This is a genomic window from Rhodoferax sp. XS2R6, assembly GCF_056521365.1.
Genome location: NZ_JBWMAY010000004.1, coordinates 91479 through 116226, shown reverse-complemented (window position 1 = coordinate 116226; position 24748 = coordinate 91479). Strand labels below are relative to the sequence as shown.

Here is a 24748-nt window from a genome sequence, read left to right as displayed (position 1 = left end):
TTAGTATCGGTCACAGCTTAAGGGGCCTTCGAATAGAATGCAACGATTGTATAGAGCAGCTCTTGCGAAATTGCGGGCCGCCCGCTGAAAGTTCGCCATTCTGCCTGATGACAACTCCCAACACAGGCCCCTCAGATGTCGGCAACCCCCTCCCCCGTACTTGAAGAAGAAATCGACGATGACGGCCCCTCGGCCTGCGTCATGGCCTTCAACGCCAACGACCCCAGCGGCGGCGGCGGCACCTCGGCAGACCTCAGCGCGATCGCTTCCGTCGGCGCCCATGCACTCCCAGTCGTCACCGGGGTCTACGCCCGTGACACCTCGGAGATCGTGGACCACTTCCCTCTGGACGACGAGGCCGTGACCGAACAAGCCCGGGTGATTCTGGAGGACGTGCCCGCCCAGGTTTTCAAGGTTGGTTTTGTGGGCACCCCCGAGAACCTGAGCGCCATTGCCGAGCTGGCTTCCGACTATGCCGACGTGCCCTTGGTGGCCTACATGCCCGACCTCTCATGGTGGCAAGAAGACCAAATTGACCTGTACCAGGACGCTTGCACAGAGTTACTTTTGCCGCAGACCACAGTGTTGGTTGGAAACCACAGCACACTCTCGCGCTGGCTCTTGCCGGACTGGAGCTCGGACAAAAGCCCGAGCGCACGCGACATCGCCAAAGCGGCCAACGCCTTTGGTGTGCCCTACACCCTGGTCACCGGCATCCCGCTGCCCGACCAGTTCATCGACAACGTGCTGGCATCCCCCACCGCAGTTTTGTGCAGCGAGAAGTTTGAACGTTTCGAAGCCGTGTTTACCGGCGCGGGCGACACCTTGTCCGCCGCCCTGGCCGCCCTGATTGCCAGCGGCACCGAGCTCACCGAGGCGGTGACCGAGGCCCTAAGTTACCTGGACCGCTGCCTGGAAAGCGGCTTTCGCCCCGGAATGGGGCAGGTCATCCCGGACCGCCTGTTTTGGGCGCACCCAGAAACCGACGACGCAGAAACACCCGACGATGTGGACTTCGACCTGCCGCCACACGCCACACGCCACTGATCTCTCTTCGCCCTTCTTATGTCCATCGACCGCAACCAAACCCTCTTCGACCGCGCCAAACAGGTCATCCCCGGCGGCGTGAACTCCCCCGTGCGCGCCTTCAAGGCCGTGGGTGGCACGCCCCGTTTTGTGCAGCGTGCCCAGGGCGCCTATTTTTGGGACGCCAATGGCAAGCGCCATATTGATTACATCGGATCCTGGGGCCCCATGATCCTGGGCCACGGCCACCCGGCGGTGCTGGAGGCCGTGCAAAAGGCCGCACTGGATGGCTTCTCCTTCGGCGCACCGACCGAGCGTGAAGTGGAACTGGCCGAAGCGATTCTGGAACGCGTGCCCAGCATGGACATGGTGCGCCTGGTCAGCAGCGGCACCGAGGCCGGCATGAGCGCCATCCGCCTGGCGCGCGGTGCCACCGGTCGCAGCAAGATTTTGAAGTTTGAGGGTTGCTACCACGGCCATGCCGATGCACTGCTGGTCAAGGCCGGCTCCGGCCTGGCCACCTTTGGCAACCCCACCAGTGCCGGCGTGCCGCCCGAAGTGGTGCAGCACACGCTGGTGCTGGAGTACAACAACATCGAGCAACTGGAAGAAGCCTTTGCGCTGCATGGCCAAGAACTGGCTTGCGTGATGATCGAGCCAATCGCCGGCAATATGAACTTCGTACGCGCCAGCGTGCCCTTTATGCGGCGCTGCCGCGAGTTGTGCACCCAGTACGGCGCACTGTTTGTATTTGACGAGGTGATGACCGGCCTGCGCGTGGCCTTGGGCAGCGCGCAAAGTGTGTATGCGCGCAGCATCCCCGGCTTCGAGCCCGACATGACGGTGCTGGGCAAGGTCATCGGCGGCGGCATGCCCCTGGCCGCCTTTGGTGGCAAACGCGCGGTGATGGAGCAGCTCGCACCACTCGGCCCGGTCTACCAAGCCGGCACCCTGTCAGGCAACCCCGTGGCCACCGCCTGCGGTCTGGCGACCCTGAAGGAAATCGGCAAACCCGGCTTCTATGAAGACCTGGGCCGCAAGACCCAAAGCCTGATCAGCGGCCTGCAAGCCGAGGCCGACCAGGCGGGCGTGGACTTCTGCGGCGACAGCGAAGGCGGCATGTTCGGCTTCTTCCTGTTCAAGGCGCTGCCCCAGAACTACGCCAAGGTCATGACCACCGACAACGCCCGCTTCAACACCCTGTTCCACGGCCTGCTGGACCGCGGCGTCTACATCGCACCGGCGCTGTACGAAGCCGGCTTTATGAGCGCGGCACACACTGATGCCGACATTGCAGAGACCGTGACCGCGGCGGCTGAAGTGTTTAAGTTGCTATCAAAATAGAAGCTTCTCGCGCATATCAAATAAGGGCTAGAGGCCAATTTGGCTTCTAGCCCTTATTTTTTATCTCAACGCCGAGGGCCTACCCGAAGGTTTTACTCGCCCACGTAGTTCTCGGGAAAGAAGTGGCGCTCGATCAGCTCGATCAGGATGTGCAGCACCTTGATGTGCAGCTCCTGCACACGGTCGGCATACGTACCACCTGGGGTGCATACGTACACATCACTCAGAGGCTCCAGCTTATCGCTGCGTTTGCCGCTGAGGATGATGACCGTCATACCCAGTGCCTTGGCAGCCTCGGCCGCCTTGATCACGTTTTTGCTGGTGCCACTGGTACTCAAGGCGACCAAGCAATCGCCGGGGCGGCCGTGGCCTTCGATGTAACGGGCGAACACCTGTTCGTAACCGTGATCGTTGCCCACGCAGGTCAGGTGGCCAGCGTCACTGATGGCGGTGGCACCCAGCGCCTTGCGGTCTTTGCGGTAGCGGCCGGTCAGCTCTTCGGCAAAGTGCATGGCGTCACACATGGAGCCACCGTTGCCGCAGGAGTAAACACGGCCCTGCTTCTCAAACGTGGCAATCAGCAGCTGCGCCGCCTGCTCCACCGTGGCCAACGCGGCGGGGTTGGCCAGCAAGTTGGTTAATGCGGAGTGCGCCTCTTGCAGGCTGGAGGTGATGTGGTTTTGCATAACGCGCATTTTCCCCCAATCACTTCCCACGCTCCGCATACCCGCAGAACACACCCGCGCCTGAAAGGTGGATGGCACCCAACTCACTATCAAAACAGGAGCTGCTTGCGCATACTCCACCTGGGCTAGAGGCCCATTTGGCATAAAAAAGGCCGCCCAAGGGCGGCCTGTGCATGGCGGTTCCGGGCAATCCGGGTTAGTGGCGGAAGTGGCGCACGCCGCTGAACACCATGGACACGCCGCGTTCGTTGGCGGCGTCAATCACCTCTTGGTCGCGCATGGAGCCGCCGGGCTGGATGACGCAGGTGGCGCCCTGGTCGACCACGACGTCCAGGCCATCGCGGAAGGGGAAGAAGGCGTCGCTAGCGACGACCGTGCCTGCGAGTGACAGGTTCGCATGGCCAGCCTTGATGCTGGCGATGCGGGCCGAGTCCAGGCGGCTCATCTGGCCGGCGCCCACACCCATGGTCATGCCGCCCTTGCAGAAGACGATGGCGTTGGACTTGACGTACTTGGCCACGGTCCAGGCGAACAGCAGGTCGTTGAGCTCTTCGGTCGTGGGTTGTTTGGTGGTCACCACCTTCAGGTCGCTCAAGGCCAGCTCGTGGTTGTCAGCGGTCTGCAGCAGGATGCCGGAGCCGATGCGTTTCATGTCCATGAGGTTGCGGCCCTGGTCCCACGCAGTGCTACCGCCCTTGGGCAGGTCGATTTGCAGGATGCGCACGTTCACCTTGGTCTTGAACACTTCCAGCGCGGCGGGGGTGAAGCTGGGCGCCATCAGCACTTCGACAAACTGCTTGGAGATTTGCTGGGCGCCGGCTTCGTCCAGCTCGCAGTTCAGCGCGATGATGCCGCCGAAGGCGCTGGTGGGGTCGGTCTGGAAGGCCTTGCTGTAGGCCTCCAACGCGTGGGCGCCCACGGCTACGCCGCAGGGGTTGGCGTGTTTGACGATCACGCAGGCCGGGGTGGTGAAACTCTTCACACATTCCCAGGCCGCATCGGCATCGGCAATGTTGTTGTAGCTGAGTTCCTTGCCTTGCAACTGCTTGGCGGTGACCAGCGAGCCCGGTGCGGGGAACAGGTCGCGGTACAGGGCCGCTTGCTGGTGGCTGTTTTCGCCATAGCGCAGGTCTTGCACCTTGACGAAACGGCCATTGCTCTGACCGGGAAACAAATCCAGCATGGGGGCCTTGTCGCCTGCAGGCACGTCGTCACCGATCTGGATGGACGACAGGTAGTCGCTGATCGCGCCGTCGTACTGGCTGATGCGGTTGAACGCGGCGATGGACAGGCCCAGCTTGGTCTTGTCGCTGACTTTGCCGTTGGCTTTCAGCTCGGCGATCACGGTGGTGTACTGGGCGGCGTCGGTCAACACGGCCACGTCTTTCCAGTTTTTGGCGGCGCTGCGCACCATGGCCGGGCCGCCGATGTCGATGTTCTCAATCGCGTCTTCCAGCGTGCAGCCGGCCTTGGCCACGGTGGCTTCAAACGGGTACAGATTCACCACCAGAAAGTCGATGGTGTTGATGTTGTGTTCCGCCAGCGCCGCCATGTGCGCAGGAAAGTCACGGCGCGCCAACAGGCCACCGTGCACGCGCGGGTGCAGGGTCTTGACGCGGCCATCCAGCATTTCGGGGAAGCCGGTCATCTCGGCCACCTCGGTCACGGGCAAGCCCTTTTCGGCCAGCAGTTTGGCCGTGCCACCGGTGGACAAAAGCTTGACGCCTTGGGCGTGCAGGGCCTGGGCGAGTTCGACGATGCCGGTCTTGTCGGAGACCGACAGCAATGCAGTGTGTTGTGCGTTCATGGTGCGGGGTAAAGTAAAAAGCAGAAAAGCGATTCACCAGCCCCGCGCCATGGCGGGGCCTGGCAGCGAGGGTTAAGAGAGCAGCTTGTGCTCGACCAGTTTTTTGCGCAAGGTGTTGCGGTTCAGGCCCAGCCACTGGGCCGCTTTGGATTGGTTGTGGTCGGCCTGGGCCATCACCACTTCGAGCAAGGGTTTCTCTACCGCACGCACCAGCATGTCGTACATGCCATCGGGTTCGGTGCCGCCCAGGTCGGCGAAATACAACTCCAGGCTCGCGCGCACGCACTCATCAATGTGCTTCTTGCTCATGCTGCCAATTCCATCATGTCATGTCCCCTTGCCAGACTGGACGCGTGCTCCCGGCGCGGGATGCGGTCCATTTTTTCGTTCAATTGATCCAAATAATCTTCCACCGCTGCCACCTGTGCAGTGCTGTCTTCGAGCAGGTTCATGCGCTGGCGGAAGTCTTCACCGCCCGGCAGTTCGCGCAGGTACCAGCCAATGTGCTTGCGCGCCGAGCGCACGCCGATGAATTCGTCGTACAGGCTGTAGTGGTCGTGCAGATGCTCGACCAGCAGGCGTTTGACTTCGCTCACCAGCGGCGGTGCAAGGTGCGTGCCAGTGGCCAGAAAATGCGCCACCTCGCGAAAGATCCAGGGGTAGCCTTGGGCGGCGCGGCCAATCATGATGGCGTCGGCGCCGGTGGCCTGCAGCACCTCGCGTGCTTTTTCAGGGCTGGTGATGTCACCATTCGCCACCACCGGGATCTTCAGCGCGGCTTTCACAGCGGCAATCGTGTCGTACTCGGCCGCGCCTTTGTAGCCCTGCTCACGGGTGCGGCCATGCACAGTGACCATCTGCACACCCGCGGCCTCGGCAGCGCGCGCCAGCACCACGGCATTTTTCTCTTCCTGGCACCAGCCGGTGCGCATCTTCAGGGTAACGGGCACGTTGCGCGGGGCACAGGCTTGCACCACGGCTTCCACAATCTCGATAGCCAGCTGCTCGTCCTGCATCAGTGCAGAACCGGCCCACTTGTTGCACACCTTTTTGGCCGGGCAACCCATATTGATATCGATGATTTGCGCGCCGCGGTCGATGTTGTACGCCGCAGCCTCGGCCATCATGGCAGCCTCGGTGCCGGCAATTTGCACGGCAATCGGGCCGGGCTCACCGTCGTGGTTGGCGCGGCGTGAGGTCTTGAGGGTGCTCCACAAGTCTTTGCGCGAGGTCACCATCTCGCTCACTGCGTAGCCCGCGCCCAGGCGCTTGCACAGCTGCCGGAAGGGGCGGTCGGTCACCCCCGCCATGGGCGCGACAAAGAGGTGATTCGCCAACGCGAATGGACCGATGTGCATGGGCTGTGTGTGAAACGGGAGTGGCTTAAAAAGACAAGGGCCCCAGGACGTTGGGGCCGTCCTGCATTCTAACTGCCCAAAATTTCAGCAATTGAAATTCGCCTGCTGCAGCGCAGCGAAGCTGCACCCTGCCTATACTGCGCTCGCCATGGACACCTGGATACCCAACCTGTTGAATCTGCTTGCGCTGCCCGAGTACAGCCTGGGCACCGTGTTTGTGGTGTCCTTTATTTCGGCCACGCTGTTGCCCATGGGCTCGGAACCGGTGGTGTTCGGTCTGGTGCAACTGAACCCCGACCTGTTTTGGCCCGTGGTGCTGGTGGCCACGGCGGGCAACACCCTGGGCGGCGCGGTGAGCTGGTGGATGGGGTATGGCGCGCACCGTGTGGCCGACCACTATGGAAAAAGCGCACACCACCTGCGTGCATTGGACTGGCTGCGCAAGCTGGGCCCCAAGGCCTGCTTGCTGGCCTGGCTGCCTGTGGTGGGCGACCCACTGTGCGCGGTGGCGGGTTGGCTCAAGCTGCCGTTCTGGCCCTGTGTGGCCTACATGGCGGTAGGCAAGCTGGCGCGGTACACCCTGATGACCGCCGCCCTTAGCGGATTGGCAACCCTTTGGTAAGCCGCACTAGATCTACGCAATTCGCTATTAATTCAATAGCTACTTGCGCAACATCCATGCGCCCTAGCGCACTAAAACAAGTGCAGTCCCCAGCACGGTAAGCGCGGCACCCCACCAGGCGCCACGCGCGGGTGCACGCCCCAAGTGCCACCACAGCAAGGGCAGCACCAGCACGGGCGAGACGGACGACAGGATGCCCACCATGCCCACGTCGCCATAACGCAGGGCCAGCAAAATCAGGCTCATGCCCAGCCCCATGCCAATCATGCCGCTCAGGGCCACCCAGGCCAGCACGCGGACTGACAGCGCGTTCTGCGTGCGCGCCACACCCACGCCCGCCCACAACAAAACCAGGTGCGCCACACAGGTCGCGCCCACACGCACCACCGTGGCGGTGACCGGGTCCACACCGGCAGCCATGATGGGTTTGGCGATCAACGAGCCCAGTGCCTGGCACAGCGCAGCCAGCAGGCCCAGTGCCACACCCAGCGGCCAGTGACCGCGTGTGACTTCCAGCGCATGCGATTCGTTTTTGTGCGCGCCCAGCGCCACGGCCATCATCACGCCGCCCACCACCAGCGCACCACCCAACAGGGCCTGAGCGCCCATGCGCTCGTCCAGCACGGCAAAACCCAGCAGGGCACTGAAACAGGCATGGGTGGCAAACAACACGCCAGTGCGGCGCGGGCCCAGCCGGTTCATGGAGGCAAACAGCGCGGTGTCGCCCACAAAAATGCCTATCAAGCCGCTGAACGCCAGTACACCAAAGGAAGCCCAGGATAGCGTGTGCCAGCCCCCACTGAACACCACCACCGGCAGCAGCATGAGGAACACCAGCCCCATGCGCCAGCGCGTAAATGCAAACGCGCCCAGATGGCGCGCTTGCGGGGCCGAGAGCAGCCCGGTGACGGCCCAGCAGGCCGCAGCCCCCAGGGCCAGCCAGTCGTAGGACAGGGTCACGTTGTGGGGAAAAAGATGGCTTAGGAGCTGAACAGGAAGTTCATCACGTCGCCATCCTTGACGACGTATTCCTTGCCTTCGGCGCGCATCTTGCCCGCGTCTTTGGCGCCCTGCTCGCCCTTGTGGGCGATGAAGTCGTCAAACGCGATGGTCTGGGCGCGGATGTAGCCTTTTTCGAAATCGGTGTGGATCACGCCGGCAGCCTGTGGCCCGGTGTCGCCCACATGGATGGTCCAGGCGCGCACTTCCTTCACACCGGCGGTAAAGTAGGTTTGCAGACCCAGCAGCGTGTAGGCGGAGCGGATCAGGCGGTTCAAGCCCGGCTCGCTTTGTCCCAACTCCTGCAGGAATTCGAGCCGGTCGGCATCTTCCATTTCCGACAGCTCGGCTTCGATCTTGGCGCAGATGGCGACCACGGGCGCGTTCTGTTTGGCGGCAAAGGCTTTCAGGCGGTCGAGGAAGGGGTTGTTCTCGAAGCCGTCTTCGGAGACGTTGGCCACAAACATCGCGGGTTTGGCGGTGATCAGAAAGAATTGCTTGAGCAGCGGCTGCTCTTCCTTGCTGAAGTCCAGTGTGCGCACGGGCTTGGCTTCGTTCAGCGCGGCCTGGCATTTCTCCAGAATCGCCACCAGCTTGATGGATTCCTTGTCGCCCGAGCGGGCCAGCTTGGTCACGCGGTGCAGGGCTTTCTCTACCGCGCCCAAGTCGGCCAGGCACAGTTCGGTCTGGATCACTTCGATGTCGGCAATCGGATCGACCTTGCCGGCCACGTGGATCACGTTGTCGTCTTCAAAGCAGCGCACCACGTTGATGGTGGCGTCGGTCTCACGGATGTGGGCCAAAAACTTGTTGCCCAGGCCTTCGCCGGTGCTGGCGCCGGCCACCAGGCCGGCAATGTCCACAAACTCCACAATCGCCGGCACGATGCGCTCGGGCGTGATGATGTCGGCCAACTGCTGCAGGCGCGGGTCCGGCACTTCCACTACGCCCACATTGGGCTCGATGGTGCAAAACGGATAATTTTCTGCAGCAATGCCCGCCTTGGTCAGGGCGTTGAACAGGGTACTTTTCCCTACATTGGGCAGGCCTACAATGCCACACTTCAAACTCATAACAAACCTCTAAAAACTGGGTGCCAAGTGTATGCCATACCTGCTTTTGCGCTTGATGCTGGCCCTGGCACTCGGCTTTGGCATGGGGTTGGCGCCTGTCTGGGCCGCCGCACCCGCAGTGCCAGAGACCCTGGTTTTGGGGGACGGCAACACGGCATTGGAGCTCACGGGTTCAGTGCCCACCTGGCTCGAAGGCGGCACGCGCGCCAGCATTGACGAGGTGGCCGCGGCCCCGCAGGCCTTTACCCCGGCATCGGCCCTGGCACGCCATGCCCTCAACGACGGTAATACCCTCTGGTTGCACCTGCGCCTGGTGCGCGCTGCCGGCAATACCGCGCACTGGACCCTGAATGTGCCCGCTCCTTTTGTGGACGCTGTCACGCTCTACCAGCGCAGCGACGCCAAGCAGTGGGTCGCCCAGTCGGCTGGCGACACGCTGCCCCAGACGCTGTGGAGCCGGCGCGGCCTCTACCCCGAGTTCACCCTGGACCTGCCCAGCGGCGTGCCGCAGGATGTGTACTTGCAGGTGCGCAACTTCAAACACTTGAGCCTGCCGATACGCCTGGCCACGGCCCCGCTGCGTGAGGGCCAGCGCCAACTCGAAAGCGTGGGCCTGGGCCTGGTGATCGGCACCCTGCTCACACTGGCCGCGCTGTCGGTCATCCGCCACTACGAGCACAAAAACCCGTTTGACCTCAAGGCCGCCTGGTACGGGCTGCTGGTCGCGATGTCGGTGGCGCAGGTCAATGGCGTGCTCAACGCTCTGCTGTGGAGCGCCTGGCCCACCTGGGCTGACTATGCCAACAGCATCCTGCCGCTGGTGGCCGTGGGCACATCGCTGCTGTTTGTGCGCAAGCTGTATGCGCTGTCCACCCACTTCCACCGTTACGACAAGGCGCTGGAAGTGATTGCCTGGGGCACCCTGGGCGCGGTGGTGGCGTATGTGCTGCTGGGGCGTGACATGGCGGATCGCATTGGCACCGTCGCCCTGCTGGTGGCCACCACCGCCGGCCTGCTGATCACGGTGATGAGCTGGCGCGGCGGCTCCACCATTGGTACCTGGCTGATGCTGGCCTATGTACCCCAGTTTCTCTGCCTGATGTGGCTGGTGGCAGAAGCCTTTGGCATGGTCACCACGCAGTGGGAAATGCGCTACTTCATGTCGCTAAGCGTGGCCCTGTCGGTCCCCACCCTCATTTACGCCTTGAGCCGCGCCACCCACGACCGCAAGGAAGTGGCCCTGCGCGCCGACCAGTTGCCCACGCAGGACGCCCTGACCGGGTTGCTGACCGCGCAAGCCTTTCAGAGCCATGTGGAAGACGCCTACCAGCGCGCCATTGGCACCCGCGAACCCGTAGCCTTGGTCCTGGTGAGCGTGACCAACCTGGAGCGCATCCGCAGCACCATGGGCGACACCACGGCCGAGCAGTGCATGCTGCGGGCGGTGATCAAGCTGCACCGCATCTTGCGTGATGTGGACCCGGCGGCCCGCATTGGCACCGAACGTTTTGGCATGGTGTTGGAGGGCGTAGCCTCCCGCCAGGCACTGACCGAACGGCTGGTCAAGTTGGTGGCCTCGGGCCTGATTCCGCTGCAGGGGCTGCAGCCCGAGGTGACCCTGCAGTTCCAGGCCGCCTGCGTGCTGCTGCACGACAACCCGGTACCGCCCGAACGGGTGCTGGACGATTTGTCCGAGGTGCTGGCCGGCATTTCGCCACGCACGCGCCGCCCTATCCGGTTCCTGGAACCGGTGCCCACGCTGGCCGCGCCGCTGGCCCCCCTGGCAGAGTCTGCATGACAGCGGGGACCGCACTGCGCAGCTGGTTAACGGGGTGTTTGCTCCTGTGCTGGGTTTGTGGGGGTGCGGCGCATGCACAAGTGAATGCGCTGATCCTGCTGGACAGTGCCCATCCCAGCCTGCAGATTGGCGGCACCCTGGAGGTACTGACCGAAAGTGGCCCCAGTGCAGGCATCGACACGATCAGTAAAAAGTCGCGCGCCAGCTTTTCACCCTTGCCTGCGGACCACCAATTTGCATTGCGCGACGAACGCACGCTGTGGATACGCCTGCGCTTGCAACGCGATGCCGGCGCGTCGGCCGACTGGACGCTGCACTTGCCACTGCCCTACCTGGACTACGCCGCCCTCTACCAACCCAACGCCAAGGGCGGCTGGAACCGACAACTGGCCGGCGATACCACGGCAGTGGCGCAATGGGACCACCCTTCGCTGTACCCAGACTTTGCCATCACCCTACCCGAGCAAGGCGTGCACGAGGTGTACCTGGAAGTACGCAACTTCAAATCCGCCATGCTGCCCCTGCGCCTGGCCACCAAAAGCGTGCGCGACCGGCAGCAGGAGCTGGAGAACCTGGGCCTGGGCACCTTGATGGGCATGCTGCTCATGTTGGTCGGGGTGTGTGCCATCCACTACCTGCAAAGCCGCAGCGCAGTCGATGGCTGGTATACCGGCTACGCCGTGCTGGTGTCCCTGGTCACCACCAATGCCACAGGCCTCTCGGGCATGTGGTTGTGGCCCACCTCTCCCCTGTGGTCCAACTATGCCCACATGGCCCTGCCAGTATTGGGCGTGGGCGGCACACTGCTGTTTGTGCGCCACCTGTCCTCGCTGGACGTGGGTTACCCGCGTTTGGCCAAAGGGCTATACGCCTGCGGTCTGGCGTCCATGCCCATTGCACTGCTCACCGCTGCCATCGACCGCCAAATTGCTGACTACTTCAACTCGGTCTACCTGACCGCTGGCCCCATCCTCACCGTCATGTGCACCGCACTGACCTGGCGACGCGGCTATGCCGTGAGCAAATGGCTGTTCATGGCCTATGTGCCGCAGGCCCTGGCGGTGTTGGTGCTGGTGGCGCAGATGTGGCACCTGATTCCCGACTGGTGGCAAGCACGTTACATGCTGGTGCTGGCCATCGCCATCACCGTGCCTTTGCTGCAACAGGCCCTGCATACCCGCATCCGTGAACGCCGCGAGGCCGAGGAACGTGCCAAGGCCCTGCCCACCCAAGACGCGCTGACTGGCTTGCTGACGGCGCCGCTGTTGCAACAGCAGGTGGCGCACGCCGTGAACCGGGCTCGGCACGATGGTGAGCCCTCGGCCATCGTGCTGGTGGATGTGGTGAATTTCAAATTCCTGCGCGAATCCTACGGCGACGCTGTGGCCGAACAGTGCCTGCTGCGTGCCGCCGTCAAGCTGCACCGCGTGCTGCGCGATGTGGACCCGGCTGGCCGCCTGGATACGGCCCGCTTCGGCCTGGTGCTGGATGGTGTGACCGACCGCCAGGTGCTGACCGAGCGCATGGTGCGCCTGATTGCATCCGGTCTGATCCCGCTGCCCGGCCTCAAGCCCGAGGTGACCTTGCAGTTCCACGTGGCCTGCGTGCTGCTGCACGAGGTCATTCCCTCGGCCGATAGCATTCTGGAAGAGCTGGGCAATGTGCTCGAGGGCATCTCGCCGCGCACGCGCCGCCCCATCCGTTTTCTGGAAGCGCCACACACCGAACCCGCCCCCCTGTCCTCGCTGCACTCCCGGCATGGCGCCAGCAGCGAAATGCCGACTCAACCGAACGCGTAGTCGCCGCGCACCACCTGGCCCACCCGCAGCACGGTGCCGGCGCCATGGGTCACGATGGCGTTCATGCCAAAGGTAATGGCACCATCCACCCGCGCATCCTGGCGGTAGGCCTGCAGGGCATCACCCACGCCAGGGTGGCTCTCGGCTGTCGCCGGGTCGATGTTCGGAATCGGGCAGCGTGCGCAGGGTTTGACCAGTTGCAGGCCGGCGATCGCCGCGCCGTCGGCCCACACCTCCAGCGGGCCCAGGTGATCTTCGTCATGCGGCAGCAGGCCGCTGAGCACCACATTGGGCCGAAAGCGATCCATACCCACCGCCGGGTGGCCCTGGGCGACCAGTCGGGTGTTGAGTTCGTCCATGGCACTGTCGGTGGTCACCAGCACCGGGTAACCGTCGGCAAACTGGGTGCTGGCGGCCACACCGCCGGTCCATTTCGTGCTGCAGGCGCGCTGCGCGGCGGGGTCAAAGCGCACCAGGCGCTGGGCTGGCGCGCCCAGAAACGTCTGCAGCCACTCGCCGGCCTCGGGGCCCATGTCCAGCGCGTCCACCACGTCGTCCCAGACCTGCACACGCAGACTGGGGCCACCCGCCTGCAGCGGCACGCGTAACTCCGGCATGCCAGGCGCCTGCAGCAGCAGCGCGTCAGGCGTGAGCTGCGGGCAAATCAGTGCCATGCGCGCACATTCCCGCTGGCTGAGAAACAGCCCCTCCGCGTCCACCACCATCCAGTGGCGGTCCCACTGCAGGCCGGTGTCCAGCAGCACCGCCTCGGTCACGGCCACTCCGGCGCAAGATTTCACCGGGTAAATCATCAGCTGGGCAATCTGCCCCAACACATCGCTGGCACCTTCACTCATTGGGGTTTTCCTGTTGCGGTCAAAAGGGCATGGTACCCGGCCTCCTACAATGGCCGCATGGCTTCTTCTTACGACATTGGCATCCGCGGCGCAGGCATTGTGGGGCGCACCCTGGCCCTGCATTTGGCCGCCAAACGGCTGCGCGTGGCGCTGTATGCGGCGCCCTCCACCCCGGCCGAGTCCGATGTGCGCGCCTACGCGCTGAACCAGCCCGCACGTGCGCTGCTAGAAGGTGTGCGCTGCTGGCCCGAGGCCGCCCAGGCCACGCCGGTGCTGCGCATGGAAGTGCATGGCGACCAGGGTGGCGAAGTGGCCTTTGATACCGCCTTGCAGGGCACGGACGCACTGAACTGGATCGTGGACGTGCCTGCACTGGAGGCCCAACTGGCCGAGGCAGTGCGTTTTCAACCCCTGATTGAAGTGGTGGACACCCCACCCCAAGCCACCCTCACCGTGGTGTGCGAAGGCCGGGCCAGCCGCACGCGCGAAGAACTGGGCGTGGACTTTGACGTGACGGCGTACGGCCAATGGGCGCTGGCCGCCCGCGTGACCTGCGCCCAGGGCCACGGCCAGGTGGCACGGCAGTGGTTCTCGCAAGGCGAGATCCTGGCCTTTCTGCCCATGGGTGGGCCCGATGGGAACTTATGCGCCGTGGTGTGGTCAGTCTCTCCAGACCGGGCCACCGCCCTGCAAGCCGCCTCCGACATGGAATTTAGCCAAGCACTGCAAGCTGCCAGCCACGATACCCTGGGTGCCGTGACGCTGGAGAGTGCACGCAAGGTGTGGCCGCTGCAACATGCGCTGGCACGCCGCTGGAGCGGCCTATCTGCCACCGGTGCCTGGGTGCTGGCCGGCGACGCGGCCCACAATGTGCACCCGCTGGCCGGCCAGGGCCTGAACCTGGGCCTGGGCGATGTGGCCGAGCTGGTGCGTGTGCTGGACACCCGCCCCTACTGGCGCAGCGTGGCCGACCCCAAACTGCTGCGCAGCTACGAGCGCGCCCGCAAAGCCGACTTTGCCTTGGTAGGCGGCACGGGCGATGCCCTGCAACAACTGTTTGCCCACCCCCACGCAGCAGCGGCCGGCCTGCGCAACTGGGGCATGCAACGCTTCAATGCCAGCGGCCTGCTCAAACATTGGGTAGCGCGACGTGCCATGGGCGCCGCACACCTGTAATCCATTCCCTCACCACGAGACCTAAGCTGTGAAACTCTCCACCTCTCTTCTGGCCGCCGCACTGGCCCTTTGCACCCTGGGCAGCAACCTGCACGCCCAAGAGGCCGCTATCCGCGCCAATCTGGGCAAACGCGTTCCTCTTTTCAAAAACATCGACGAGGTACGCAAAACCAGTATTCCGGGCATTTTTGAGATCCGCGTGAACGGTGCTGAAATCTATTACAGCGATGCCAGTGGTGACCACATCTTCCAAGGCAACCTGATCCTCACCAAAGACAAGGAACTGCGCAACCTGACCGAGGAGCGCATCAACAAACTCACCGCCGTCAAGTTCGACAGCCTGCCCTTCAAGGACGCCTTCACCATCGTGCGGGGCAATGGCCAACGCAAGGTGGCGGTGTTTGAAGACCCCAACTGCGGCTACTGCAAACGCTTTGAGCGCGACCTGCAAAAGGTCGACAACGTCACCATCTACATGTTCCTCTACCCCATCCTGGGTGCAGACTCCACCGAAAAATCCAAGGCCATCTGGTGCGCCAAGGACAAGGTCACCGCCTGGCAAGACTGGATGCTGCGCGACCAGGCCGCCCCGACCGCGGCTGCCATGTGTGACGTGAGCCCGCTGGCGCGCAATGTGGAATTTGGCAAAACCTACCGCATCAACGGCACACCCACACTGATCTTCCAGGATGGCAACCGTGTGCCCGGCGCCATTGACGCACCGCAAATCGAGAAACACCTGGCTGCGGCCAAGGGCTAAGACCAACGCAGCACCCAGGAGCCGCAGATCGGCCCCTCTACACTCCTGTTTTAATAGCTGCTTGCGCAGCATCCATAAGGTCTAGCGGCCTATTTCACATGAAAATCACCTCCTCGCCCCGAAAAGCCGCTACCCCCATTCACTACCAGGTGGAGGTGCTGGACCCAGCCACCCACCTGTTCCAGGTCACCCTGACCGTACCCACCCCCGCGGCCACGCAAACCCTGCGCCTGCCGGTGTGGATTCCGGGCAGCTACCTGGTGCGCGAATTTGCCAAGCACCTGCAAAAGCTGGAGGCCCGCCAAGCCGGCAAACGGGCGGCTGTGGTGCAGCAAGACAAGGCGACCTGGGAGGTGAGCTCCACACCTGGCACCCCGCTGCAGGTGCAGTACGAGGTCTACGCGTTTGACAATTCGGTGCGTACTGCCTGGCTGGACGCAACCCGCGGCTTTTTCAACGGCACCAGCCTGTGCCTGCAGGTGGCCGAGCAAGCCGACGCCCCGCACACGCTGGCGCTGACGGCCAGCGACGGCCTCAAAGGCTGGAGCGTGGCCACCGGGCTGGAGCCGGTGCGCGTAACCAAGGCCGGCTTTGGCCTATACCGCGCCGACAACTACGACACGCTGGTGGACTGCCCGGTGGAAATGGGGCCGTTCTGGAGCGGCAGCTTTGTGGCCTGCGGCATTCCGCACCGCTTTGTGGTGGCCGGTGCGCCACCCAGCTTTGACGGTGCCCAGCTGCTGGCTGACACCCAGGCCATCTGCGAGGCCGAGCTGCGCTTCTGGCATGGCGACGCGGCCGACACAGACATCAAAAAAGTGAGCGCCTCGCGCAAGCGGGACGTGGGCCAGAGCCCGATTCCATTCAAAAACTACGTCTTCATGCTGAATGCCGTGCACGACGGCTACGGTGGCCTAGAGCACAAAAACTCCACCGCGCTGATCTGCAACCGCAAAGACCTGCCGCGCCAGCCGCGCAGCACGCTGGCGCCCACCACACACAAACAGCCGGAGGGTTACACCACGCTGCTGGGGCTGATCAGCCACGAGTACTTCCACACCTGGAACGTCAAACGCCTGCGCCCGGTCGAACTGGCCACGTATGACTACACCCAAGAGAACTACACCCAGCTGCTGTGGTTCTTTGAGGGCTTCACCAGCTATTTTGATGACCTGCTGCTGCGCCGCGCCAAGCGCATCGACAACACCACCTACCTCAAGCTGCTCACCAAAACCCTCAACCAGGTGGCCCAGACGCCGGGCCGCCTGGTACAAAGCGTCGCACAAAGCAGCTTTGACGCGTGGGTGAAGTACTACCGCCAAGACGAAAACACCGCCAACGCCACGGTGAGCTACTACACCAAAGGCTCGCTGGTCGGCCTGTGCCTGGACCTGACGCTGCGCGCCGAAGGCAAGACCACACTGGACGCCGTGATGCGTGGCCTGTGGACGCGCTGCGCCGGTGGCCCCATGGCCGAGGCCGACCTGCTGGCCGTGTTGCAAGCGCTGGGCGGCCGTTCATTTGCCAAAGAGATTGCGCACTGGGTGCACAGCACCAAAGAGCTGCCCGTGGCCGAACTGCTGGAGCAGCACGGCGTGCAGGTGAACCGCGAGCCCGACCAGGTGGCCCAGCAACTGGGCCTGCGCGTGAAGGAAAACGGCGGCCTGTTCATTCAGCAGGTGCTGCGCGGTGGGGCGGCAGAAAAAGCTGGCTTTGCCGCAAATGACGAATGGCTGGCAGTGCAAACCGAGGGTGAGCCCTGGCGCATGCAGGTACTGGACGATTTGACGCTGTACACCGGCAAGGCCAAGAAGGTCAGCGCGCTGGTATCGCGCGACAAGCGTTTGATGAGCTTGACACTGACCATGCCCGCCCCAAGCACCGCTGTGCGCCTGTCCATCCGCGACACAGCCGCAGTAACAAAGTGGCTAGACGGCAGTTCCTAGCCACCACAACACACACGCACCGCACGCCGAAGCGGGTTGGGCTGGGGCCCGATTTCTGGCCAGCAGGACAGTATGAGGGCCCCGGCCCAACCCGCTTCGGCGCCCCCACCCTGCTGGCGAGCGGCAACTAACTCCCCGTAAATTTGGGAAGCCGTTTCTCGCGGAAAGCCCACACCCCCTCCACATAGTCTTCAGTCCGCCCCATGGCACTTTGCGCATCGCGCTCGGCATCCAACTGCTGGTTCAACGTACGCGCAGCCCCATCCCGCAGCAAATGCCGCGTCGCCACCAACGCCTGCGTCGGCATGGCGGCCAGGCGCTGCGCCATCTCCATGGCGGCGGCCACACAGTCATCGGCCACGTCCCAAATCAGACCCCACTCCTTGGCCTGCGCGGCCATCAGCTTGTCGCCCGTCATCGCCAAGGCCAGCGCGCGTGGCATGCCCAGGCGCTGCGGCAAAAACCAGGTGCTGCCCGCATCGGGAATCAGGCCGATCTTGCTGAAGGCCTGAATAAAGCTCGCGCCCGGCGCAGCAATGGCAATGTCGCAGGCCAGCGCAAACGACATGCCATTGACCGCGGCCACTGTGGGGAACCGCAGCGCTTGTAGGCGGCGCGCCGTGGGGTTAAAGGCCTGCTCGATGCTCACGCCAGGATCAGGCCGCCCCGCCGGGTGCGCGTCTGGCCCCAGCTCTCCGGTATTGAGGTCCGCCCCCGCGCAGAAGCCACGCCCTGCGCCCGTCAGCACCACAGCGCGGATGGCAGGATTGGCCTCCGCCCGGTCCAGCGCGGCCCACAGCGCGTGGTGCATCTCGCGGGTGAAGGCGTTGAGCGCGGCCGGGCGGTTCAGCGTGAGCAGGGCCACGGCGCCGTGTTCGGCGTAAAGAACCAAAGTTTCCGGGGTGGAGGTCGTGCCGGTGTCAGTCATGTGCAAACCCTCTTCGCTATAGTGCCAAGACGCAAAAATCTGGAGACCCCATCATGAGCTACGAATGCATCACCACCCGTACCGAAGGCGACAAGGTCGCTGTCATCACGCTGAACCGCCCCAAGGCGCTGAACGCGCTGAACGACCAACTCATGGACGAGCTGGGCGCCGCACTCAAGGGTTTTGACGCCGACCCGGCCATTGGCTGCATCGTGCTCACTGGCAGCGAGAAGGCTTTTGCCGCGGGCGCCGACATCACGGTCATGGCTAAGTTCAGCTTTGCCGACGCCTACAAGGGCGACTTCATCACCCGCAACTGGGAAACCATTCGCAGCGTGCGCAAGCCCGTGATTGCCGCCGTCAGCGGCTTCGCCCTGGGCGGTGGCTGCGAGCTGGCCATGATGTGCGACTTCATCATTGCCGCCGACAACGCCAAATTCGGCCAGCCCGAGATCAAGCTGGGCATCATCCCCGGCGCGGGCGGCACCCAGCGCCTGCCGCGCGCCGTGGGCAAAGCCAAGGCCATGGACCTGGCGCTGACCGGCCGCATGATGGACGCGGCGGAAGCCGAGCGCGCCGGGCTGGTGAGCCGTGTGGTGCCGCTGGACAAACTGCAGGACGAAGCCCTGGGCGCCGCGCTGCAGATCTGCGCCTTCTCGCAAATCGCCACGATGGCGGCCAAAGAGGCTGTGAACCGGGCATTTGAAGGCACGTTGGCCGACGGGATTGTGTTTGAACGCCGCCTGTTCCACGCGCTGTTTGCCACCGCCGACCAGAAGGAAGGCATGGACGCCTTCGTGAACAAGCGCGCAGCCCAATTTACCCACCAATAATTTTTGGTCTATAATTCTGGGCTTCGGTCGTATAGCTCAGTTGGTTAGAGCGCAGCATTCATAATGCTGATGTCGGTGGTTCAAATCCACCTACGACCACCAAATTAAAAACCCGTAATTGTTCACACAATTACGGGTTTTTTCATTCTGGCGACCGGCCCGTACCAGGCCGTCGTTGCCCCAGACATACAATTTCTGAAAACGATGCCATAACGCATCGTTAGCCTCTTTTAGGCCTAAATGAAAGTAGATCTCAGGTGTGGAATCCCGAACAAGTGGCAGCAACAGCCACAGCAGTCCTTGTTGAGTACCTTGGTGTAGCCGCTCAGTTCGTTGTGGACGATGCCATGGAAGCCACAACAACAGGAGACAGCTTGCTACAGGCCAGCGAAGAAGTTCACCTGCGCTCCTTTTTGATCAACCTGCTCCAACAATTGCCAGCCGGCTTGCCCAGTGAGCGCATTCGCCAAGCTGTCTTGGAGCAATGTGGTCACAAAACACTCGCCAACATCCAACAGAAGAAGTAACCCATGAAAACCATCTCTATCAACCGCAATCTGATGATCGGCCTCGTAGCCATCATTGCGTTTTTTGTACTGCAGGCAGTCGGCGTGCTGACCATGGGACGCTACACCGAGCGGGAAGTCGTCGAGGTGGCTCGAAAAAATACCGTTGCACAGGTTGGTTTGGCTGAACTGTCTACCTTGGCGCAGCAGATTCGCCGATACGAAAAAGAGTACTTTATTTACGTCGACAACCCTGAGAAGCGCGCGCAGTACCAAAAAGAGTGGACAGGTACGATGGAAAAAATAAGCACGTTGCTGAGCCGCATGCGCGCGAATACGGACAGCGCCCTGAACGGGGATGATGTCACCCAGGTCGAAAAATGGGCCGGTGCCAGCGCGTTCTACGCAGCAGAAATGACCAAAGTGTTTGCCGAAGTAAATGCCCGGGCCGACAAAATTCAACAAGAAACAGCACAAGCGCAAGCATTGGCAGCAGAAGCTGCGACCAACAGCAAAGGTGCCAAAACCAAAGAGGTAACACCGCCTGTGTCGAGCACACGCATGCTGATGCCCGATGAGGCCAACGACCTCATCAAGGCTGGCAAGGATCGCTTTTCTGCGGACCTGATCAAAGGCGTGGCAGAAACCTTTACCCAAAAGAGCCAGGCCACATTGGCACTGACCACCGTGACCAATGAGGGTTTTAACAAGATGATTTATGGCGTGATGGCCACCGTGTTGATTGGTATTGCCATTGGTATCTATCTGTTGATCAGCCTGCCCAAAAGTGTGTCTGAGCCTATTCAGACGTTGACAGAGATGGTCGACGCACTCAGCCGCGGAGAGTCCGCCAAGCCCGTCGCCAGTATCAAAGTTCAAGAGTTCAAAAACTTGTCTGCTGCCGTGGAGCGCATGCGCATTGCGCAAGAATTGATGCTGCAGCGCCTTAAAAAGTCCCGCTGAACAGCAAGGCCGGTAAAATCGGCGCCTTCCTCCACAGCCTCTGGATACACACCATGAACCGCTGCATTCGCGCCCTGAGCGCACTTTCTCTGCTGGCCGCCCTGCCCCTGGGCGGCATGGCGCAAACCAGCCCCACAACCCAGGTGATCACGGACAGCACTGGCACGGTGGCTGTGGCGGTGCGCACCTTCCCGCCCAAATCCTTGCGCGGCACGCTGCAGGTACTGGCACCGCCCGAGGTGCTGCTGAACAACAAGGTAGCGCGCCTCTCGCCCGGTGCCCGCATCCGAGGCGCCAATGGCATGCTGGCCATGTCGTCCGCCATGGTAGGCCTGACCCTGCCCGTGGTCTACCTGCTGGAGCCGCAAGGCATGTTGCATGAAGTGTGGGTGCTGACCGAGGTGGAAGCCAAACTCATGCCCACCGCGCCGGCCTACTCCACGCAGTAAGCGCCACCGCGCTACTTTCAAGCCAAATCGGCTTTTCACCCTCGCCAGTACTGCGCGAGAAGCTCCTTTATTCATAGCATTTCTTCGGGATACATCATGTCCAAAAAAGTCTTTATCAAAACCTTTGGTTGCCAGATGAACGAGTACGACTCGGACAAGATGGTGGACGTGCTGGGCGCAGCCCAAGGCTACGAGCCCACACAAAACGTGGACGAGGCGGACCTGATTTTGTTCAACACCTGCTCGGTGCGCGAGAAGGCGCAGGAGAAGGTGTTTTCCGACCTGGGCCGCATCAAGCACCTGAAGAAGAAAGGCGTGCAAATTGGCGTGGGCGGTTGCGTAGCCAGCCAGGAGGGCGCCGAGATCATCAAGCGCGCGCCCTATGTGGACGTGGTGTTTGGCCCGCAAACCCTGCACCGCCTGCCCGAGCTGCTGAACCAGCGTCGCCTGCTGGACAAGCCCCAGGTGGACATCAGCTTTCCCGAGATCGAGAAGTTCGACCACCTACCACCGGCCAAGGTGGACGGCGCCAGCGCGTTTGTGAGCATCATGGAAGGCTGCTCCAAGTACTGCAGCTACTGCGTGGTGCCCTACACGCGCGGCGAGGAAGTGAACCGCCCATTTGAAGACGTGCTGGTGGAGATTGCCGGTCTGGCCGACCAGGGGGTGAAAGAGGTCAACCTGCTGGGCCAGAACGTGAACGCCTGGCGCCACACCATGGGCGGCACGGGCGAGATGGCCGACTTTGCAACGCTGCTGGAATACGTGAGCGACATTCCCGGCATCGAGCGCATCCGTTACACCACCAGCCACCCCAACGAGTTCACGCCCAGCCTGATTGCGGCCTACGACAAGCTGCCCAAGCTGGTGAGCCACCTGCACCTGCCGGTGCAGCACGGCAGCGACAAGATCCTCATGGCCATGAAGCGCGGCTACACCGCCATGGAATACAAGAGCACCATCCGCAAGCTGCGCGCCATCCGGCCCGACATGTCGATCAGCTCGGACTTCATCGTCGGCTTCCCCGGCGAGACCGACGACGACTTCGCCAAGATGATGAAGCTGATTGCCGACGTCGGGTTTGACAACTCGTTCAGTTTCATCTTCAGCCCGCGCCCCGGCACCCCCGCAGCCAATCTGCACGACGAAACCCCGCACGAGGTGAAGCTGGCGCGCTTGCAGGAGCTGCAGGCCGCGATCAACGCCAACATCGCCCGCATCAGCGACCAGCGTTTGGGCACGGTGCAGCGTATTCTGGTGGAAGGTGCTTCCAAGCGCGACAACGGCGAACTGATGGGCCGCACCGAGTGCAACCGCGTGGTGAACTTCGCTGGCCAGCCGCGCCTGGTGGGCCAGCTGGTCGATGTACGCATCACCGAAACCCGCAGCTACACGCTGCGCGGCGAGGTACTGACGCAGGAGCTGGTGGGCGCCTAAGCCTGCACGACTTGACGCGCCAGCAGCGCCCTCAATTGCTATTATTTCAGGAGCTGCTTGCGCAATACCGGTAAGGGCTAGAGGCTGATTTCATCCAAAATCAGTGCTCCGGCGGCTCCGCCGATGCTCGGCTTTCGTGCGCCGTGAGCAAGGCGCCCGCAGCACCACACACCGCAATCAGGCCCATGCCCACCAGTGACCAGTGGTCGGGCACATGCGAGAACAGCAACCAGCCGCCCAGCATGGCAAAACCGATCTGCGCATACATATAGGGCATGAGGGTGGCCGCTGGCGCGCGCTTGAAGGCCAGGATGAACAGAAAGTGGCCGACCGTGCCCATCACGCCCATCAACAACAAGCCGCCCCACACCGCAGGTGCCGTGATCTCGACCCACACCCAGGGCAAGGCCAAGGCCGGCAACAACGCGCCCACCCAGCCGGTATAAAACTGCATGGTCATGGGGTCTTCGGTGCGCGCCATGCGGCTGGTGAGCAGCTGAAACCCCGCGTTTGCCACCACCACGCCCACGGGGAACAGCAAGGCCCAGGTGAAGTCTTGCCCACCCGGGCGCACGATGGTCAAGGTGCCGATGAAACCACCGGCCACCAGCAGCTTGCGCAGCGGCGACACGGTTTCGCGCAACATGCGCGCCGCCAGCAGCGTGACCACCAGGGGGGTGATCAGCACAATCGCCGTGAACTCGCCCACCGGCATGTGTTTGAGGCTCAGAAAGGCCAGCAGGCTGGTGGTGAGCAACAAAACACCACGCGCAATGTGCAGCCCCAAATGCCGGGTATGCAACAGCGCCCGCCCACGCTGGGGATACACCGCCACCGTGGTGGCCACGGCCTGAAACAGGTAGCGAAACCCAATCGCCATCATCAGCGGCACGCCCAGCGACACCCATTTGGTGGTGGTGTCCAAGACCGCGAAACAGGCCATGGCCAACACGGCCAGGCCAATACCCGCCAGGGTGTTGGGGCTGGGGGATGAACTCAAAACGGCATCTTGGGCATGCCTTTCATGCCCCCCATGCGTTTCATCATCTTCATCATGCCGCCGCCCTTCATCTTCTTCATCATGTCCTGCATCTGCTCAAACTCTTTGAGCATGCGATTCACCTCTTGCACCTGCACGCCCGCACCGGCAGCAATACGGCGCTTGCGCGTGGCCTTGATGAGGTCGGGCTTGCGGCGCTCCAGCGGCGTCATGCTGTGGATGATGCCTTCCTTGCGCTTGATGTCTTTTTCGGCCTTGTCCATGTCCACCTGACCGGCCTTGGCCGCCATGGCGGCAGGCAGCTTGTCCATAAGGCTGGCCAGGCCGCCCATCTGTTTCATCTGCTGGATCTGGGCCAAGAAGTCGTTCAAATCGAAGCCCGCACCACTCTTGACCTTGTCGGCCAGCTTCTTGGCGGCTTCGATGTCCACGCCGGCAGTGACCTGCTCCACCAGCGCCACGATGTCGCCCATGCCCAGGATGCGGCCCGCATGGCGCTCCGCGTCAAACACCTCCAGTCCGTCCAGCTTTTCACTGGTACCGGCAAACTTGATGGGTGCGCCCGTGACCTGGCGCACCGAGAGGGCCGCACCACCGCGCGAGTCACCATCCGTCTTGGTCAGGATGATGCCGGTCAGCGGCAGCGCTTCCTTGAAGGCCCGGGCGGTGTTCACCGCGTCCTGGCCCTGCATGGCGTCCACCACAAACAGCGTTTCCACCGGGTTCAGCGCGGCGTGCAGGTTCTTGATTTCCAGCATCAGCGCTTCGTCAATCGCCAAGCGGCCCGCGGTATCCACCAGCAGCACGTCGAAGAAATGTTTTTTAGCGTAGTCCAGCGCGGCGCGGCCAATGTCCACCGGGTTTTGGTCTGGCGTGCTGGGAAACCACTCCGCACCGGCCTGCGCCGTCACGGTCTTCAGCTGTTCGATAGCGGCCGGGCGGTACACGTCGCCCGACACCGTCAGCACCTTCTTTTTGCGCTTCTCGATCAGGTGTTTGGCCAGCTTGGCCGTGGTGGTGGTTTTACCAGCGCCCTGCAAACCGGCCATCAGGATGACGGCAGGGGGTTGGGCCGCGAGGTTGATGTCACTCACGCCCTCGCCCATGGTGGCGGCCAGCTCGCGGTTCACGATGCTGACCAGCACCTGGCCGGGCTGGAGTGAGCCCAGCACTTCCTGGCCCAGGGCCTTGTCTTTGACGCGGGCGATGAAGTCGCGCACCACGGGCAAGGCCACGTCGGCCTCCAGCAGCGCCATGCGCACCTCGCGCAACATGTCGGTGACGTTGCTCTCGGTGATGCGGCCTTGGCCACGCAGGTCTTTGACGAGGCGGGAGAGTTTGTCGGTGAGGGCGGAAGCCATAAGACGTATTCCGGCAAGCG

General features: G+C 62.9%; 23 protein-coding genes and 1 tRNA gene. 14 read left to right on the top strand and 10 right to left on the bottom strand.

Annotated elements, in window-relative coordinates; all coding sequences use genetic code 11:
- The first annotated feature begins 135 nt into the window (after positions 1-135).
- Together thiD and hemL are read left to right on the top strand one after the other, a co-directional pair.
- On the top strand, positions 136-1047 hold the full coding sequence (gene thiD / locus AC097A_RS14270; protein WP_479621360.1) for a bifunctional hydroxymethylpyrimidine kinase/phosphomethylpyrimidine kinase: 912 nt from the start codon (positions 136-138) through the stop codon (positions 1045-1047).
- An 18-nt stretch (positions 1048-1065) separates the two neighbouring features.
- Complete coding sequence (gene hemL / locus AC097A_RS14265; RefSeq protein ID WP_479621359.1) at positions 1066-2370, top strand: glutamate-1-semialdehyde 2,1-aminomutase; 1305 nt, start codon at positions 1066-1068, stop codon at positions 2368-2370.
- A 92-nt stretch (positions 2371-2462) separates the two neighbouring features.
- On the opposite strand, the gene AC097A_RS14260 is transcribed toward hemL, so the two are convergent.
- From AC097A_RS14260 to dusB, 4 genes are all read right to left on the bottom strand, one after another.
- Positions 2463-3056: an SIS domain-containing protein gene (locus AC097A_RS14260; RefSeq protein ID WP_479621358.1), complete on the bottom strand. Its 594-nt coding sequence runs from the start codon at positions 3054-3056 to the stop codon at positions 2463-2465.
- Between the two features lie 196 nt (positions 3057-3252).
- Complete coding sequence (purH, locus tag AC097A_RS14255) at positions 3253-4863, bottom strand: bifunctional phosphoribosylaminoimidazolecarboxamide formyltransferase/IMP cyclohydrolase (RefSeq protein ID WP_479621357.1); 1611 nt, start codon at positions 4861-4863, stop codon at positions 3253-3255.
- Positions 4864-4935: 72 nt separating this feature from the next.
- A complete protein-coding gene (locus AC097A_RS14250; protein WP_105262140.1) occupies positions 4936-5172 on the bottom strand; it encodes a Fis family transcriptional regulator in 237 nt (78 codons plus the stop codon).
- Positions 5169-6221, bottom strand: a complete 1053-nt coding sequence (gene dusB / locus AC097A_RS14245) for a tRNA dihydrouridine synthase DusB (protein ID WP_479621356.1) — start codon at positions 6219-6221, stop codon at positions 5169-5171. The genes AC097A_RS14250 and dusB overlap by 4 nt, the downstream gene beginning before the upstream one ends.
- Positions 6222-6369: 148 nt before the next feature.
- Here dusB and AC097A_RS14240 point away from each other — a divergent pair, with 148 nt between their 5' ends.
- Positions 6370-6843 carry a YqaA family protein gene (locus AC097A_RS14240; RefSeq protein ID WP_479621355.1) on the top strand — a complete coding sequence of 158 codons (474 nt, stop codon included), beginning with the start codon at positions 6370-6372 and terminating at the stop codon, positions 6841-6843.
- A gap of 63 nt (positions 6844-6906) precedes the next feature.
- Here the strand turns inward: AC097A_RS14240 and AC097A_RS14235 are convergent, their stop codons facing one another.
- Positions 6907-7803: an EamA family transporter gene (locus AC097A_RS14235; protein ID WP_315479547.1), complete on the bottom strand. Its 897-nt coding sequence runs from the start codon at positions 7801-7803 to the stop codon at positions 6907-6909.
- A 20-nt stretch (positions 7804-7823) separates the two neighbouring features.
- Positions 7824-8915 (bottom strand): redox-regulated ATPase YchF, encoded by a 1092-nt coding sequence (gene ychF / locus AC097A_RS14230; protein WP_315473878.1) that lies wholly within the window; start codon positions 8913-8915, stop codon positions 7824-7826.
- A 31-nt stretch (positions 8916-8946) separates the two neighbouring features.
- On the opposite strand from ychF, the gene AC097A_RS14225 reads away from it, so the two are divergent.
- Positions 8947-10713 (top strand): sensor domain-containing diguanylate cyclase, encoded by a 1767-nt coding sequence (locus AC097A_RS14225; protein WP_315473879.1) that lies wholly within the window; start codon positions 8947-8949, stop codon positions 10711-10713.
- Positions 10714-10793: 80 nt separating this feature from the next.
- Positions 10794-12512: a sensor domain-containing diguanylate cyclase gene (locus AC097A_RS14220; protein ID WP_315473880.1), complete on the top strand. Its 1719-nt coding sequence runs from the start codon at positions 10794-10796 to the stop codon at positions 12510-12512.
- Here AC097A_RS14220 and AC097A_RS14215 read toward each other — a convergent pair.
- Complete coding sequence (locus AC097A_RS14215) at positions 12497-13369, bottom strand: MOSC domain-containing protein (protein ID WP_479621354.1); 873 nt, start codon at positions 13367-13369, stop codon at positions 12497-12499. The genes AC097A_RS14220 and AC097A_RS14215 overlap by 16 nt on opposite strands.
- Before the next feature lie 57 nt (positions 13370-13426).
- Between AC097A_RS14215 and AC097A_RS14210 the strand changes: the two genes are divergently transcribed.
- The 3 genes from AC097A_RS14210 to AC097A_RS14200 all read left to right on the top strand — a co-directional run bounded on the left by AC097A_RS14210 (position 13427) and on the right by AC097A_RS14200 (position 17251).
- Positions 13427-14545, top strand: a complete 1119-nt coding sequence (locus AC097A_RS14210) for an FAD-dependent monooxygenase (RefSeq protein WP_479621353.1) — start codon at positions 13427-13429, stop codon at positions 14543-14545.
- Positions 14546-14573: 28 nt separating this feature from the next.
- A complete protein-coding gene (locus tag AC097A_RS14205; RefSeq protein ID WP_479621352.1) occupies positions 14574-15305 on the top strand; it encodes a DsbC family protein in 732 nt (243 codons plus the stop codon).
- Between the two features lie 98 nt (positions 15306-15403).
- Positions 15404-17251 carry a M61 family metallopeptidase gene (locus AC097A_RS14200; protein WP_479621351.1) on the top strand — a complete coding sequence of 616 codons (1848 nt, stop codon included), beginning with the start codon at positions 15404-15406 and terminating at the stop codon, positions 17249-17251.
- A 127-nt stretch (positions 17252-17378) separates the two neighbouring features.
- Here AC097A_RS14200 and AC097A_RS14195 read toward each other — a convergent pair whose 3' ends face one another.
- The gene (locus AC097A_RS14195) at positions 17379-18179 is read right to left on the bottom strand and encodes an enoyl-CoA hydratase-related protein (protein ID WP_479621350.1); all 801 of its coding nucleotides are present in this window, start codon (positions 18177-18179) and stop codon (positions 17379-17381) included.
- A gap of 53 nt (positions 18180-18232) precedes the next feature.
- Between AC097A_RS14195 and AC097A_RS14190 the strand changes: the two genes are divergently transcribed.
- The 6 genes from AC097A_RS14190 to miaB all read left to right on the top strand — a co-directional run bounded on the left by AC097A_RS14190 (position 18233) and on the right by miaB (position 22367).
- Positions 18233-19012, top strand: a complete 780-nt coding sequence (locus tag AC097A_RS14190) for an enoyl-CoA hydratase (RefSeq protein WP_479621349.1) — start codon at positions 18233-18235, stop codon at positions 19010-19012.
- Between the two features lie 25 nt (positions 19013-19037).
- Positions 19038-19114: transfer RNA gene (locus tag AC097A_RS14185), tRNA-Met, on the top strand.
- Positions 19115-19359: 245 nt separating this feature from the next.
- Positions 19360-19539 carry a hypothetical protein gene (locus tag AC097A_RS14180; protein ID WP_479621348.1) on the top strand — a complete coding sequence of 60 codons (180 nt, stop codon included), beginning with the start codon at positions 19360-19362 and terminating at the stop codon, positions 19537-19539.
- A 3-nt stretch (positions 19540-19542) separates the two neighbouring features.
- On the top strand, positions 19543-20481 hold the full coding sequence (locus AC097A_RS14175; RefSeq protein WP_479621347.1) for a hypothetical protein: 939 nt from the start codon (positions 19543-19545) through the stop codon (positions 20479-20481).
- A 53-nt stretch (positions 20482-20534) separates the two neighbouring features.
- Positions 20535-20930 (top strand): hypothetical protein, encoded by a 396-nt coding sequence (locus AC097A_RS14170; protein ID WP_315473888.1) that lies wholly within the window; start codon positions 20535-20537, stop codon positions 20928-20930.
- 96 nt (positions 20931-21026) lie between these two features.
- On the top strand, positions 21027-22367 hold the full coding sequence (gene miaB, locus AC097A_RS14165) for a tRNA (N6-isopentenyl adenosine(37)-C2)-methylthiotransferase MiaB (RefSeq protein WP_479621346.1): 1341 nt from the start codon (positions 21027-21029) through the stop codon (positions 22365-22367).
- A 100-nt stretch (positions 22368-22467) separates the two neighbouring features.
- Here miaB and AC097A_RS14160 read toward each other — a convergent pair whose 3' ends face one another.
- The gene (locus tag AC097A_RS14160; RefSeq protein WP_479621345.1) at positions 22468-23367 is read right to left on the bottom strand and encodes a DMT family transporter; all 900 of its coding nucleotides are present in this window, start codon (positions 23365-23367) and stop codon (positions 22468-22470) included.
- Positions 23364-24728, bottom strand: coding sequence for a signal recognition particle protein (gene ffh / locus AC097A_RS14155; RefSeq protein ID WP_479621344.1), 1365 nt, complete (start codon positions 24726-24728; stop codon positions 23364-23366). The genes AC097A_RS14160 and ffh overlap by 4 nt, the downstream gene beginning before the upstream one ends.
- Positions 24729-24748 lie beyond the last annotated feature (20 nt).